Origin of the sequence: Pseudomonas macauensis (assembly GCF_047902425.1) — a bacterium.
GTDB lineage: Bacteria > Pseudomonadota > Gammaproteobacteria > Pseudomonadales > Pseudomonadaceae > Pseudomonas.
Genome location: NZ_CP138377.1, coordinates 5,850,001 through 5,864,775, shown reverse-complemented (window position 1 = coordinate 5,864,775; position 14,775 = coordinate 5,850,001). Strand labels below are relative to the sequence as shown.

13 protein-coding genes and 1 rRNA gene (1 of these 14 only partly in view) are annotated in these 14,775 nt (G+C 64.5%); 7 read left to right on the top strand and 7 right to left on the bottom strand.

Annotated elements, in window-relative coordinates:
• Positions 1 to 84 precede the first annotated feature (84 nt).
• The gene (locus SD196_RS26795) at positions 85 to 627 is read left to right on the top strand and encodes a DUF3299 domain-containing protein (RefSeq protein ID WP_343578274.1); all 543 of its coding nucleotides are present in this window, start codon (positions 85 to 87) and stop codon (positions 625 to 627) included.
• Positions 628 to 824: 197 nt separating this feature from the next.
• On the opposite strand, the gene SD196_RS26790 is transcribed toward SD196_RS26795, so the two are convergent.
• The 3 genes from SD196_RS26790 to SD196_RS26780 form a co-directional block, all read right to left on the bottom strand.
• On the bottom strand, positions 825 to 1,736 hold the full coding sequence (locus SD196_RS26790) for a D-hexose-6-phosphate mutarotase (protein WP_275609307.1): 912 nt from the start codon (positions 1,734 to 1,736) through the stop codon (positions 825 to 827).
• Between the two features lie 81 nt (positions 1,737 to 1,817).
• Positions 1,818 to 2,498, bottom strand: a complete 681-nt coding sequence (locus SD196_RS26785; RefSeq protein WP_343578272.1) for a GNAT family protein — start codon at positions 2,496 to 2,498, stop codon at positions 1,818 to 1,820.
• A gap of 13 nt (positions 2,499 to 2,511) precedes the next feature.
• A complete protein-coding gene (locus tag SD196_RS26780) occupies positions 2,512 to 2,961 on the bottom strand; it encodes a GNAT family N-acetyltransferase (protein WP_331320169.1) in 450 nt (149 codons plus the stop codon).
• 117 nt (positions 2,962 to 3,078) lie between these two features.
• On the opposite strand from SD196_RS26780, the gene SD196_RS26775 reads away from it, so the two are divergent.
• A complete protein-coding gene (locus tag SD196_RS26775; protein WP_343578270.1) occupies positions 3,079 to 4,533 on the top strand; it encodes a PLP-dependent aminotransferase family protein in 1,455 nt (484 codons plus the stop codon).
• A gap of 147 nt (positions 4,534 to 4,680) precedes the next feature.
• Here the strand turns inward: SD196_RS26775 and SD196_RS26770 are convergent, their stop codons facing one another.
• The 3 genes from SD196_RS26770 to SD196_RS26760 form a co-directional block, all read right to left on the bottom strand.
• Positions 4,681 to 4,869 carry a hypothetical protein gene (locus tag SD196_RS26770; protein WP_275609303.1) on the bottom strand — a complete coding sequence of 63 codons (189 nt, stop codon included), beginning with the start codon at positions 4,867 to 4,869 and terminating at the stop codon, positions 4,681 to 4,683.
• Entirely contained in the window at positions 4,862 to 5,422 is a 561-nt protein-coding gene (locus SD196_RS26765) for an HdeD family acid-resistance protein (RefSeq protein ID WP_343578269.1), read from the bottom strand. The genes SD196_RS26770 and SD196_RS26765 overlap by 8 nt, the downstream gene beginning before the upstream one ends.
• A gap of 160 nt (positions 5,423 to 5,582) precedes the next feature.
• Positions 5,583 to 7,172, bottom strand: a complete 1,590-nt coding sequence (locus SD196_RS26760) for a BCCT family transporter (RefSeq protein ID WP_331320173.1) — start codon at positions 7,170 to 7,172, stop codon at positions 5,583 to 5,585.
• A 306-nt stretch (positions 7,173 to 7,478) separates the two neighbouring features.
• Between SD196_RS26760 and betI the strand changes: the two genes are divergently transcribed.
• The 3 genes from betI (at position 7,479) to betA (ending at position 11,409) form a co-directional block, all read left to right on the top strand.
• Entirely contained in the window at positions 7,479 to 8,072 is a 594-nt protein-coding gene (betI, locus tag SD196_RS26755; protein WP_275609300.1) for a transcriptional regulator BetI, read from the top strand.
• A gap of 53 nt (positions 8,073 to 8,125) precedes the next feature.
• Positions 8,126 to 9,598 (top strand): betaine-aldehyde dehydrogenase, encoded by a 1,473-nt coding sequence (gene betB, locus SD196_RS26750; RefSeq protein WP_275609299.1) that lies wholly within the window; start codon positions 8,126 to 8,128, stop codon positions 9,596 to 9,598.
• Positions 9,599 to 9,726: 128 nt separating this feature from the next.
• Positions 9,727 to 11,409, top strand: coding sequence for a choline dehydrogenase (gene betA / locus SD196_RS26745; RefSeq protein ID WP_275609298.1), 1,683 nt, complete (start codon positions 9,727 to 9,729; stop codon positions 11,407 to 11,409).
• Positions 11,410 to 11,474: 65 nt separating this feature from the next.
• Here the strand turns inward: betA and SD196_RS26740 are convergent, their stop codons facing one another.
• Entirely contained in the window at positions 11,475 to 11,879 is a 405-nt protein-coding gene (locus tag SD196_RS26740) for an acyl-CoA thioesterase (RefSeq protein ID WP_015479588.1), read from the bottom strand.
• A gap of 260 nt (positions 11,880 to 12,139) precedes the next feature.
• On the opposite strand from SD196_RS26740, the gene SD196_RS26735 reads away from it, so the two are divergent.
• Positions 12,140 to 13,459, top strand: coding sequence for an MFS transporter (locus SD196_RS26735; protein WP_275609297.1), 1,320 nt, complete (start codon positions 12,140 to 12,142; stop codon positions 13,457 to 13,459).
• 565 nt (positions 13,460 to 14,024) lie between these two features.
• Positions 14,025 to 14,775 (top strand): 16S ribosomal RNA (locus SD196_RS26730); it runs 785 nt beyond the window's last position.

Below are 14,775 nucleotides of genomic sequence, written 5' to 3'. Positions count from 1 at the left end.
CGGTGATTTCCGGCCCTCTCCCGCCAGGGGGAGGGCGCTGGAGGAACATCCCGCCTGTGCCCGACCGGGCCTTTCGAGTCCACGATGCGCCGTACATTGCTCGCCTGCAGCCTGGTGCTGCTGACTTCCCTGGCGTCCGCCGCCGAACTTCCCGAAACCGACTGGCTGTCCCTGATGCCGCCCAGCGACCGCAAGGCGCTCGAAGACATGCCGGAAATCACCCACAACGGCCCCGAGGCCAATGGCACCTTCACCAACAAGGGCGGCCTGAAGCAGAGCGACAAGAAGCTGCCGCAGGTGATGTATTCCACCCGAACCGTCGCCGCGCTGAACGGTAAGGCACTGCGCTTGGGCGGCTACCCGGTACCGCTGGAGAATGATGCCAAGGGCCGGGTCACCGAGTTCTTCCTGGTGCCCTATCCGGGCGCCTGCATCCACGTGCCGCCGCCGCCGCCGAACCAGATCGTGCTGGTGCGCTACCCCAAGGGCATCAAGCTCGACGACATCTACAGCCCCATCTGGGTCAGCGGCACGCTGAAGATCGAGAAGGTCAGCAACGAAATGGCCGACGCGGCCTACGCCATCGATGACGCCAGGGTGCGGCCGGTGGAGGAGAGCGATCTGTAAGAGCCGGCTTTTGTAGGAGGGACTCTGTCCGCGATTGGAATGGTGCCGGCGCAGTTCGCGAGGGACCGTAGGGCGTATAACGCTCCGCGTTATACGCTAATTGGCCTTGGCTTCAGGGCGCCCCGGGTTCAGCCGTGGCGCTGACCATGGGGTGGGGGTATCGGCGTACAACCGCGAACGGTTGTACGCCCTACGGCTCAGCTTTTCAGCGGCTCACTCCAGATTTCCACCTTCATCGTCTCGCTGCGCCCCGGCGCCACGCTCATCACGTCGTCCCAGACCCGCGCGGTCTCGATGCACAGCATGTTTTCCCAGGCGTCGTCGGGGAACTGCGACAGGCGCGCGGCCTTGTCGATCCACGGGTTCCATACCACCGCCGAGCGCGAGCCGCTGGCCTGGATGTGGATACCGCGCTCCCAGAGCGGATCGCGGATCACCAGGCGCTTCTCCACGTCCAGGTAGATGCGGTCGGTTTCCCCGGCGATGCGCACCAGGCCGTGCTGCTGGCGCTCCTCCCAGTTCTCCAGGGTTTCGATGTAACGGCAGCCCTGCAGGCCGTCGATGCTGATCTCGCGACTGTTGCTCACTGCGAAGTAGGTGTGCAGCGCCTGGCTGATCGGCAGCGGCTTGTCGCCAAGGTTGTGGGTGGTCATTTCCAGGACCAGGCGCTCGCCGAAGCGCATCACCAGTTCCAGGCGAGCCGAGTGCGGCCAGCCGGGCAGGCCGTGGCGGGCATCGATGCTGAAGTGCACGGCCAGCTCGCCCAGCTCGTCGGCGATGTCGTCCAGCTGCCAGTCCACTGCGCGCACCAGGCCGTGGGCCGGGGCGCTGTCGCCGGCGAAGGCGGCCCGGACATCCACCGGGTTGCGTTCCAGGTTGCCGAACCAGGGCCAGCACACCGGAACGCCACCACGCAGGGACTGGCCATGGTGGAACTCGGCGGTTTCGCTCAGCCACACCAGCGGCGGCTGCTCGTGGGGCTGGTAACTCAGCAGTTGTGCGCCCTGTTGGGCGATCAGGGCCTCACCATGGGCGGTGTGGATACGCCAGCAGGGCAGTTCGTCGACCTGCACCTGCTCGACACGGGGAGTCTGGATATCGCTGCTCATGGTGGTCTCCGGGGCTGCGATGGGAAGGATTCAGTATCACCGATCCTCCGCACGTCGGGCAGTTCCCGGAGAATGAAAAGATCAGCGCAGGCGCAGGTCCGCCAGGTGCCTCCGCTGCAGCCCTTCGCTATCGAAGTTGGATGCACCCAGCCAGGCCTCGAAGGCCTGCTGGCAGCGTGGCCACTCGCTGTCGATGATGGAGAACCAGGCCGTGTCGCGGTTATGGTCCTTCACCACCATGTGCTGGCGGAAGGTGCCCTCGAAGGTGAAGCCCAGGCGTTGCGCCGCGCGCATCGAGCGGGCGTTGAGCGCGTTGCACTTCCATTCCAGGCGTCGGTAACCCAGTTCGAAGGACAGCCGGGCGAGCAGGTAGACCGCCTCGGTGGAGCCCGGGGTGCGTTGCATGACGCGGCCGAAGGCGATGTGGCCGATCTCGATCACGCCGTCCCTGGGGGTGATGCGCAGGAAGCTGAGCAGGCCCACGGCGTGGCCGCTGGCGCGGTCGATCACGGCGAAGAACATCGGGTCGGCGCTGGCGGCGTTGCCGGCCAGCCACTCGTCGAAGCTCGTCCGTTCGCTGAACGGGCCGTAGGGCAGGTAGTCCCACAGCCGCGGGTCACAGTCCGGGCCTTGCAGCGCCTGCCACAGGTCGTCGCCGTGGGTGGCCGGGTCCAGTGGCGCCAGGTTCACGTAGCGGCCGGGCAGGGTGCGGCGTTCGGGGCTGGCGACCGGGCGCCAGTTAAGGGGGTGTTGCTCAGTCATGGGGCGCTCCCGGTCAGATGATCTTGCGGTACTGGACGAATCCGGAACGGTCGGCGATCCGGTCGTAGAGGAACATGGCGTCGGTGTTGGTCTCGTGGGTCAGCCAGTGCACCCGCGAGGCGCCGTTGGCGCGGGCGTCGGCGTAGACGTGCTCGATCAGCGCCGCGCCGATGCCGCCACCGCGCTGGTCTTCGGCGACGAACAGGTCCTGCAGGTAGACGTAGTCGCCCTGGGTCCAGCAGGAGCGGTGGTAGATGAAATGCACCATGCCGATGGCAACGCCGTCCCTCCAGGCGAGGGCGGCGTGCATGGGCTCGGCGGGGTCGAGGAAGCGCTGCCAGGTCAGGGCGCTGGTGGCCTCATCAATGGTGGTCTTGTAGAAGCGCTGGTAACCCTGCCAGAGCGGCAGCCAGGCGGCGTGATCGGCGGCGGTGACAGGGCGGATCTCGACAGCGGAAGACATGGTGACGGCCTTGTTTGGGTTGGAATGGTTACAGCCTAGGTTGGGAATTGGTTCTGCTAAAGAGCCATTCATGGTGAAATCAAAGGAACCATTGCCGTCCCTTCGGAATTCACCCGCATGAGTGTCCCGCTGCCCTTCAACCCTTCCGGCATTCGCCTCGATCCCGCGCGTCCGCTGGGTGTGCAACTGTTCCAGGCGCTACGCGAGCGCATCCTCGACGGCCGCCTGGCGGCGCGCTCGCGATTGCCGGCGAGCCGCGACCTGGCGGCGTCCCTGGGCGTTTCGCGCAATACCGTGGTGCGCGCCTACGAGCAGCTTTATGCCGAGGGTTACATCGAAGGGCGCACCGGCGACGGCACCTATGTGGCCGATCGGGTTCAGCCATCGATGGACGCCGTGCGCGGCGAGGCGCGCAGTCCGGATGCGCCGTCACTCGAACGATTGGCGCGGCACCACCTGCCGCTGCCGCCCAGCGGTGCGCCGCGCGCCTTCCGCGTCGGCGTGCCGGCTTTCGACCTGTTCCCCTTCGACACCTGGGCACGGTTGCAGGCGCGCTTCTGGCGCGACCCGCCGCTGGACTGCCTGGGCTACGGCGACCCGGCGGGCGAGCAGCGCCTGCGCGAGCTGGTCGCCGCCTACCTGCGCAGCACACGCGGCCTGCATTGCGACGCCCAGCAGATCATCATCACCAGCGGCGCCCAGCAGGGCATCGCGCTGTGCGCCCAGGTGCTGCTGGCCGAAGGTGACGGCGCGGCCATCGAGAATCCCGGCTACCGCGCCGCTGGCCACGCCTTCGCCACGGCGGGCGCACGGCTGCACGGCGTGCCGGTGGATGCCGACGGCCTGTGCACTTCGCACCTGGAACGGCTGTCGGACTGCCGGCTGGTGTATGTCACACCCTCGCACCAGTACCCGACCGGGGTGACCCTGTCCCTGGCGCGGCGCCTGGAGCTGCTGGAATGGGCCGAGCGCCGCGGTGGCTGGATAGTCGAGGATGATTACGACGGCGAGTACCGCTACAGCGGAACGCCATTGATGCCGCTGGCTGCGCTGGATCGCCATGACCGGGTGCTCTACGTCGGCACCTTCTGCAAGATCGCCTTCCCCGCGCTGCGCCTGGGCTACCTCGTGGTCCCTCCGGCGCTGGCGCAGGCCTTCGCCCGGCGTCGCGCGCTGGATGTGCGGCACTCGGAGGTCGGTACCCAGCGGGTGATGGCCGACTTCATCGCCGAAGGGCATTTCCAGCGTCACGTCCGCCGCATGCGCCGGGCGGCGCGCAGTCGGCGCGATGCGTTGCTGCGCGGCTGGCCGGAGGTCGCCGGCTGCGCTCCGATGCCGACGGTGGAAGCGGGGCTGCACCTGTGCGTGCGGGTCGACAGTCGCGAGCGCGAACTCGAACTGGTGCAGCGTGCGCTGGCCGTGGGTGTGGAGGTGAATGCGCTGAGCGACTACTGGCTGCCGGAGTCCACCGAGCCGGAAGATCAGCGCGCCGGGCTGGTCCTGGGCTTCGCGGCGGTGCCCGAGGCGCGGATCGCCGAAGCCTTGAAGGCGTTGCGCAAGGCGTGGCAGTAGGGCGTACAACCGTTCGCGGTTGTACGCCGATACACCATGCCTATCGGAACCTCCACGGTCGACCTCGGAGCGACCTGCGGCCTTGGTGAAACGGCGTATAACGTCGAACGTTATACGCGCTACGCTTCTGCGGCAGTGGAGAGTCCGTTACTCCCGCGAACGCGGAAGCCCGGCATCAGCCTGCCCCTCCCGCTCCGCCCAGTAGGTCTGCTTGTGCCCGCGCGCCTGGTAGTCCCGCGCCAGGGCTTCGGCCTCGGCGCGGGTCAGCTGGCGACGCATGACGAAGCGGTTGCCGTTGTCGTCCAGGCGCAGCAGGCACCAGTCCCGCTCAGGCATTGAAGGTCGAGGTCTTGCGCAGGCGCAGGGCGAGCAGTACCAGCATCACGCCGAAGAACACCGCGTAGGCGCCGATCACCCAGGCCACCGCGACCGCGCCGGCACCGGGGTTGGCGATCATCATCACCCCGAACAGCACCGACAGCGCCCCGGAAAGACCCAGCCACCATTCGTTGGCCAATGCCCTGCGCAGGCGGATTGCCGCGATGATCTGCAGCACGCCGATGACCAGCGCCCAGGCGGCGATCAGCATGAGCAGGCCGAGCGCCGTCAGCGCCGGCCAGAAGAACGCCACCAGCCCTGCGCCGACACTCAGCAGGCCGACCAGTACCAGCGGCCAGATCGGCCTGCCCGATTCGCGCATGCGCGCGGCGGCGAGCAGGGTGAACACCCCGTCGACGAAGGCGTAGGCGCCCCAGACCAGGACCAGTACGGCCAGGGCGATGGCCGGCCAGGCGATCGCCAGTACGCCGAAGATCACCGCCGCCACACCGCGCAGGGCGATCCATTTCCAGTGTTGGCCGAGGGCCTGCCAGAGGGGGTTGTCGCTCATGACTGTCTCCACGAAAGGTTTCGCAGACACCATAGTCGCTCGCCAGCGCCGGTGCCTGAGCGGCCCAGGTCAACCCGCGGAAAAGAAAAGCCCGGCGCGGGGCCGGGCGAAAGGGCCTGCCTTGGCAGGCTGGCGGCGTCGGGCGACACCGCCGGGGAGATCAGGTCGCGGGTGCCAGGGCCGGTGACGTGGCCTGGCCGTGCAGCGCCTCGTAATCCGCCTTCATGGCTTTGTAGAGGCCGAACATGAACAGGATCAGCACCGCCGAGAACGGCAGGCCGGCCAGCACCACCACGGTTTGCATGGCCGTGAAGTTGCCGGCGAACAGCAGGCCGATGGTCACCAGGGTGATCACTATCGACCAGAGGATACGCAGCCAGTGCGGGGCGTCCTCGTCGAGGTCGCCGCCCTGGCGCGACAGGTTGGCCAGCATCACCGAGCCGGAGTCGGCCGGGGTGAGGAACAGCACGAAGCCGACGAAGATCGACATGCCGATCACCACCTTGGCCAGCGGGTAGTGCTCCAGCAGCAGGTAGATCGACATCGACGGCTGCTCCAGCGCGGCCTTGCCCAGGTCGACGGCGCCGTGGTTCATCACCAGGTCCACCGCGCTGTTGCCGAACACCGAGAGCCAGGCGAGGGTGAAGCCCAGCGGGATCAGCAGCACGCCCATGACCAGCTCGCGCACGGTGCGGCCACGGGAAATACGGGCGATGAACATGCCGACGAAGGGCGCCCAGGAGATCCACCAGGCCCAGTAGAACAGGGTCCACAGACCCAGCCATTCTTCGTTCTTGCCAGCACCGCCGCCGGTGTAGACGTAGAGGTCGAAGGTCTTGAGTACCAGGCCGTTGAGGTAGTCGCCCAGGTTCTGCACGAAACCGTTGAGCAACTCCAGGGTGGAACCGCAGACCAGCACGAACAGCAGCAGCGAGCTGAACAGCACGATGTTCAGGTTGGACAGCCGGCGGATGCCTTTCTCGATGCCGGACACCGCCGCAAGGGTGGCGACCAGGCTCATCACCAGCAGCACGATCAGCAGGGTGGTCTTGGAGTGCTCCATGCCGGTCAGGTACTCGATGCCCGAGGACACCTGCAGCGCGCCGATCCCCAGGTTGGTCACAAGACCGAGCAGGGTGACGAAGATGCCGAAGCAGTCCACCGCGTGGCCGGCGCCGCCCTTCACCCAGCGCTCACCGAGGATCGGCAGCAGCGCTGAACGCAGGGCCAGCGGTTGGCGGTGGCGGTAGGCGAAGTAGCCGACGGCCAGGCCGACCAGCGCGTAGATCGCCCAGCCGTGCACGCCCCAGTGCAGGAAGGTCAGCTGCAGCGCCTGGCGTGCCGCCTGAGGGGTGCCCGCCACGCCTTCCGGCGGATGGTAGAGGTGGTCGATGGGCTCGGAGGCAGCGAAGTACAGCAGCGAGATACCGATGCCGGAGGAGAACAGCATGCCGGCCCAGGCGCCATAGCTGAAGTCCGGCTTCTCATGGTCGGCGCCGAGTTTCAGCTGGCCGTAGCGCGAGAACGCGACCCAGAGGACGAAGAACAGATAGCTCCCGATGGCCAGCATGTAGTACCAGCCGAAACTGTGCGAGAGCCACGCTTGTGTGCGGTTCAGGACCGCACCGGCGCTGTCGGGAAAGAGAATGAGGGCGGCGGTCAGAACCAGGATCAGCACGGTGGAACCGTAGAAGACGATCGGATTCAGACGTACCTGCTCGTTTGTTTTTATTGGCGAAGCAGTACTCATTTGGAGGATGACCCCATGACAGTGAACGCATGGCGGCCGGCGACGAGTGCGACTAAGGCACGGCGACGGGCCGCAAACCACAGACACAGCACTGCCGCATGACACTTACCACCTGGATTCTGCGATCCTTGAAGGTTGGATGGAAATGCGGCGATGAACGGCTCGGGCCCGCTTGCACACAAGGCTCGGAGAGGTTCACGGAGCGCAGCTTATTCTTAGTTGATTGAACGTTCAATAAAAACAAAATAGACTGGCCAACAAGTCGCCGGACGGCACAGGTACGTCCAGGCGAAGAGGAGAGACGAAATGCCCAAGGTCGGTATGCAGCCGATTCGCCGTTCCCAATTGATCCACGCCACTCTCGAGGCGGTGGACCAGGTGGGCATGGGTGACGCCAGCATCGCCCTGATCGCCCGCCTGGCGGGGGTCTCCAACGGCATCATCAGCCACTACTTCCAGGACAAGAACGGACTCCTGGAAGCGACGATGCGCCACCTGATGCTGGCGCTGAACAAGGCCGTCGGCGAACGCCGCCAGGCCCTGAAGGATGACGAGCCGCGCTCGCACCTGCGCGCGATCATCGAAGGCAACTTCGATGCGAGCCAGGTCAACGGGCCGGCGATGAAAACCTGGCTGGCGTTCTGGGCAACCAGCATGCACCAGCCGTCGTTGCGCCGCCTGCAGCGGGTCAACGACCACCGTTTGTATTCAAACCTGTGCTGCGAGCTGCGCCGGGTGTTGCCGATCGCCGAAGCGCGCGCGGCGGCCCGTGGGCTGGCAGCGCTGATCGATGGACTGTGGCTGCGTGGCGCGCTCTCGGGCGATGCCTTCGACACCGAGCAGGCACTGGCCATCGCGTACGACTACCTCGATCAACAACTGGCGAAACAGGCGGGATAGCCCGCTGCGCCGGCCTTGCGCACTGACACCTAATAAGAGAGGACACCATCACCATGGCTCGATTCGAAGTACAGAAGCTCTACATCGGCGGTCGCTACGTGGAAGCCACCAGCGGCGCCACCTTCGAAACCATCAATCCGGCCAACGGTGAAGTGCTCGCCCAGGTTCAGCGCGCCTCGAAGGACGACGTCGAGCGCGCCGTGCAAAGCGCGGTAGAAGGGCAGAAGGTCTGGGCGGCGATGACCGCCATGCAGCGCTCGCGCATCCTGCGCCGCGCTGTGGAAATCCTCCGCCAGCGCAACGATGAGCTGGCCGAACTGGAAACTCTCGACACCGGCAAGCCGCTGGCCGAGACCCGCAACGTCGACATCGTCACCGGCGCCGACGTGCTCGAGTACTACGCAGGCCTGGTTCCGGCCATCGAAGGCGAACAGATTCCGCTGCGCGAGACCAGCTTCGTCTACACCCGCCGCGAGCCGCTGGGCGTGGTCGCCGGCATCGGCGCCTGGAACTACCCGGTGCAGATTGCCCTGTGGAAATCCGCCCCGGCCCTGGCCGCCGGCAACGCGATGATCTTCAAGCCCAGCGAAGTTACCCCGCTGACCGCACTGAAACTCGCTGAAATCTACACCGAGGCCGGCCTGCCCGATGGCGTGTTCAACGTCCTCACCGGCAGCGGCCGCGAAGTCGGCCAGTGGCTGACCGAGCACCCGCTCATCGAGAAGATCTCCTTCACCGGCGGCACCTCCACCGGCAAGAAGGTCATGGCCAGCGCCTCGAGTTCCTCGCTCAAGGAAGTCACCATGGAGCTGGGCGGCAAGTCGCCGCTGATCATCTTCGAAGACGCCAACCTCGACCGCGCCGCCGACATCGCCGTCATGGCCAACTTCTTCAGTTCCGGCCAGGTGTGCACCAACGGCACCCGCGTGTTCATCCCGCGCAACCTGCAGGCACGCTTCGAGGAGAAGGTCGTCGAGCGCGTGAAGCGCATTCGCCTGGGCAGCCCGCAGGACGAAAACACCAATTTCGGTCCGCTGACCAGCTTCGCGCACATGGAGAGCGTGCTCTCCTACATCGAGTCCGGTAAGGAACAGAAGGCCCGCCTGCTGTGCGGTGGCGAGCGCGTCACCCAGGGCGAGTTCGCCAAGGGTGCGTACGTTGCGCCGACCGTGTTCACCGACTGCCGCGACGACATGACCATCGTCCGTGAGGAAATCTTCGGGCCGGTCATGAGCATCCTCGTCTACGACACCGAAGACGAAGCCATCCGCCGCGCCAACGACACCGAGTACGGCCTGGCCGCCGGCGTCGTGACCCAGGACCTGGCCCGCGCGCACCGTGCGATCCACCGTCTGGAGGCGGGCATCTGCTGGATCAACACCTGGGGCGAGTCGCCGGCCGAAATGCCGGTTGGCGGGTACAAGCAATCGGGTGTCGGTCGTGAGAACGGTCTGACCACCCTGGCTCACTACACTCGCATCAAATCCGTGCAGGTAGAGCTGGGCGACTACGCCTCGGTGTTCTGACCGCCGCGAGCGAGCCCTGAACGGCCGGTCGCAGGCCCCACTCCCTGACCACCGGCCATCCCGAATACGCAGACACCGACGCGCACGCGTCGCGGGCGGTGTCGTGCCTGAAAAAGAGGAAGGCCTGCATGTCCCAGGAATTCGACTACATCATCATCGGTGCCGGTTCCGCCGGTAACGTACTGGCGACCCGTCTGACCGAAGACGCCGACGTCAGCGTCCTGCTGCTCGAGGCCGGCGGCCCGGACTACCGCGCCGACTTCCGCACCCAGATGCCGGCCGCGCTGGCCTACCCGCTGCAGGGTCGTCGCTACAACTGGGCCTATGTGACCGATCCCGAGCCGCACATGAACAACCGTCGCATGGAGTGCGGCCGCGGCAAGGGCCTGGGCGGTTCCTCGCTGATCAACGGCATGTGCTACATCCGCGGCAACGCCATGGACTTCGATGGCTGGGCCCAGGCCAAGGGCCTGGAAGACTGGACCTACCTCGACTGCCTGCCGTACTTCCGCAAGGCCGAGACCCGTGACATCGGGCCGAACGATTACCATGGCGGCAACGGTCCGGTGAGCGTGACCACACCCAAGGCCGGCAACAATCCGCTGTTCCACGCCATGGTCGAGGCCGGCGTGCAGGCGGGCTACCCGCGTACCGAAGACCTCAACGGCTACCAGCAGGAAGGCTTCGGTCCGATGGACCGTACCGTGACCCCGCAGGGCCGCCGCTCCAGCACCGCACGCGGCTACCTGGACCAGGCCCGCGAGCGTCCGAACCTGACCATCGTCACCCACGCGCTGACCGACCGCATCCTGTTCAGTGGCAAGCGCGCCGTCGGTGCGACCTATCTGCACGGCAACGACAACGACCTGAAGGAAGTCCGCGCTCGCCGCGAAGTACTGGTGTGCTCCGGCGCCATCGCCTCGCCACAGCTGCTGCAGCGTTCCGGTGTTGGCCCGTCGGCACTGCTGCGCGACCTGGGCATCGACGTGGTGCATGACCTGCCCGGCGTCGGCCAGAATCTCCAGGACCACCTGGAGATGTACCTGCAGTACGCCTGCAAGCAACCTGTCTCGCTCTACCCGGCGCTGCAATGGTGGAATCAGCCGCAGATCGGCGCGGAGTGGATGTTCCTCGGCACCGGCCTGGGTGCGAGCAACCAGTTCGAAGCCGGTGGCTTCATCCGCACCCGTCCGGAGTTCGAGTGGCCGAACATCCAGTACCACTTCCTGCCGGTGGCAATTAACTACAACGGCAGCAATGCGGTGAAGGAGCATGGCTTCCAGGCCCACGTCGGCTCCATGCGCTCTCCCAGCCGTGGCCGCATCAACGTGGTCTCCCGCGACCCGCGCAAGCACCCGAGCATCCTGTTCAACTACATGTCCACCGAGCAGGACTGGCAGGAGTTCCGCGATGGCATCCGCCTCACCCGCGAAATCATGAACCAGCCGGCACTCGATCCCTTCCGGGGCCGCGAGCTCAGCCCGGGCCTGGACAAGAAGAGCGATGCAGAACTGGATGCCTTCGTGCGCGAGCATGCGGAAACCGCCTTCCACCCCTCCTGCTCCTGCAAGATGGGCGAGGACGACATGGCGGTGGTCGACGGCCAGGGCCGTGTGCATGGCATGCAGGGGCTGCGCGTGGTCGACGCCTCGATCATGCCGCTGATCATCACCGGCAACCTCAACGCCACCACCATCATGATGGCCGAGAAGATCGCCGATAAGATCCGTGGCCGTGAGGCGCTGCCCCGCAGCACCGCTGACTACTACAAGGCCAACGGTGCTCCGGTGCGCGGAAAGCCGATGCGCTGATTCCGAAATAAAAAGACGGAGCGCGAAGACGAAAACGCCGGCGAGAGAGCCGGCGTTTTCAGTTTTCAGCCACGACGCGGAGGAACCGGACGGGTACGACCGCTGCCATCAATGGCGACGAAGACGAACACCGCTTCGGTGACCTTGCGCCACTCGCTGGACAGCGGGTCATCGCTCCACACCTCGACCAGCATGCGGATCGAGCTGCGGCCGACTTCCAGCGATTGCGTATAGAAGGAGAGCTGTGCGCCAACGGCGACCGGGACCAGGAAGGCCATGCGGTCGATGGCCACGGTGGCGACGCGGCCGCCCGCGATGCGGCTGGCCATGGCGGTACCGGCGAGATCCATCTGCGCCACCAGCCAACCACCGAAGATGTCGCCAAAGCCGTTGGTCTCGCGCGGCAGGGCGGTAATCTGCAGGGCAAGGTCACCCTGCGGGATGGGATCTTCTTGTTCGAGCTCGATCATAGGTCAGGGCCTCTTGCCCCCGGCGTACTCATGGTGAGGTTGTGGAAAAACTCTCCCAAGACACCTGCCGGTGCAAGGCCTTGGGACAGCTTTTGATCGGCCTGACAGCATTATATAGAGCAAGGCCGGCTACGACGACCGTAGGGTTTCGACTTTGCCCCGTCCGCGCATGCCTGTGTCGTCAAAGCGCAATTTGCTATGGTTCGGCACCGGTGGCTCAACGTCGCCGTCATCTGCCTTGCCTGCCGAGAATAATCACAATGCCTTCTGTGAACGCTCCTGCCGCGCCCGCGTCACGTCCGTTGACCCGCAGCGACTACAAGACCCTGTCCCTGTCTGCCCTGGGCGGCGCCCTGGAGTTCTACGACTTCATCATCTTCGTCTTCTTCGCCACCGTGGTCGGCAAGCTGTTCTTCCCGGCCGACATGCCCGAGTGGCTGCGCCAACTGCAGACCTTCGGCCTGTTTGCCGCCGGTTACCTGGCCCGTCCGCTGGGCGGGGTGGTCATGGCGCACTTCGGCGACCTGCTGGGCCGCAAGAAGATGTTCACCCTGAGCATCTTCCTGATGGCGGTTCCCACGCTGATCATGGGCCTGCTGCCCACCTACGAGCAGATCGGCATCTGGGCGCCGCTGGCTCTGTTGCTGCTGCGTGTCATCCAGGGCGCCGCCATCGGTGGTGAAGTGCCGGGCGCCTGGGTCTTCGTCGCCGAGCACGTTCCGCACCGCCACGTGGGCTATGCCTGCGGCACGCTCACTTCGGGTCTGACCGCCGGCATCCTCATCGGTTCGCTGGTGGCGACACTGATCAACAGCGTCTTCAGTGCCGAGGAGGTACGAGCCTATGCCTGGCGGATTCCGTTCCTGCTCGGCGGCATCTTTGGGCTGTTCTCCGTCTATTTGCGCCGCTGGCTGCACGAGACCCCGGTATTCGCCGAGCTGCAACTGCGCAAGCAACTGGCCGAGGAGGTACCGCTGGGTGTGGTGGTGCGCGAGCATCGTCCGGCGGTGGTGTTGTCCATGCTGCTGACCTGGGTGCTGTCGGCCGGCATCGTGGTGGTGATCCTGATGACTCCGTCGGTGCTGCAGAGCGTGTACGGTTTCGACGCGGCGACCGCCTTGAAGGCCAACAGCCTGGCCATCGTTTTCCTTAGCGTCGGCTGCATCCTGTCCGGGCGCCTGGCCGATCGCATCGGTGCCGGTCGTACCTTTATATATGGCAGCGTGCTGCTGGGTGTCGTCTCCTGGACCTTCTACACCAGTCTCAAGGCGCATCCGGACTGGCTGTTCCCGCTGTACGCGGTGACCGGCCTGTGCGTCGGTGTCATTGGCGCGGTGCCCTACGTCATGGTGAATGCCTTCCCGCCGGTAGTGCGCTTCACCGGCCTGTCCTTCTCCTACAACCTTGCCTACGCCATCTTCGGTGGCCTGACGCCCATGGTGGTTGCCCTCCTTATGAAGGAAGACCCGCTGGGCCCGGCCTACTACGTCGTGGCCCTGTGTGTGGTTGGTCTGCTGGTGGGCGCCTACCTGCTACGCCAGGAGCGCCGCTTGGTGGGGCAGGGTGTGGCGGTAAATTGATCAGTCGGACAGTTTTTTGCAGAAAGTTTAAAAAAGTCGTTGACGGGTCTTTTTAAGTCCCTATAATGCGCACCACTCCCAGCGACGAAGCGCTGAAAGGGCTTGAAAATCAAGTACTTACAAAGATTCGAAGCTGAGGGTGGTGGTCCGGCAGGTGAATCACTTGCCACTCTTCATTCGCTGCTCCGGCAGTGAGTCGAAAAGAAGATCATCGAGGTGCTTGACAGTGAGTTTGATCGCTGTAGAATGCGCCTCCCGCTGGTGAGAAGGCTTCCTTCTCCGAAGCGCAAGCGGTTGAGTAGAAAAGAAAATTTTCGAAAACAACGCTTGACAAGATGAGACGCTGCTGTAGAATGCGCGCCTCGGTTGAGACGAAAGCCTTAACCAACTGCTCTTTAACAAGTCGAATCAAGCAATTCGTGTGGGTGCTTGTGATGTAAGACTGATGATCGACTGATTATCAGCAGCGCAAGTAACACTCGTGAATTCGAGAGTTTTAGCTCTTTAAATAGAGCATGCGATTGCTGAGCCAAGTTTAGGGTTTTCGCAAAACCCAAGCAGTATTGAACTGAAGAGTTTGATCATGGCTCAGATTGAACGCTGGCGGCAGGCCTAACACATGCAAGTCGAGCGGATGAGTGGAGCTTGCTCCATGATTCAGCGGCGGACGGGTGAGTAATGCCTAGGAATCTGCCTGGTAGTGGGGGACAACGTTTCGAAAGGAACGCTAATACCGCATACGTCCTACGGGAGAAAGCAGGGGACCTTCGGGCCTTGCGCTATCAGATGAGCCTAGGTCGGATTAGCTAGTTGGTGGGGTAAAGGCCTACCAAGGCGACGATCCGTAACTGGTCTGAGAGGATGATCAGTCACACTGGAACTGAGACACGGTCCAGACTCCTACGGGAGGCAGCAGTGGGGAATATTGGACAATGGGCGAAAGCCTGATCCAGCCATGCCGCGTGTGTGAAGAAGGTCTTCGGATTGTAAAGCACTTTAAGTTGGGAGGAAGGGCAGTAAGTTAATACCTTGCTGTTTTGACGTTACCAACAGAATAAGCACCGGCTAACTTCGTGCCAGCAGCCGCGGTAATACGAAGGGTGCAAGCGTTAATCGGAATTACTGGGCGTAAAGCGCGCGTAGGTGGTTTGGTAAGATGGATGTGAAATCCCCGGGCTCAACCTGGGAACTGCATCCATAACTGCCTGACTAGAGTACGGTAGAGGGTGGTGGAATTTCCTGTGTAGCGGTGAAATGCGTAGATATAGGAAGGAACACCAGTGGCGAAGGCGACCACCTGGACTGATACTGACACT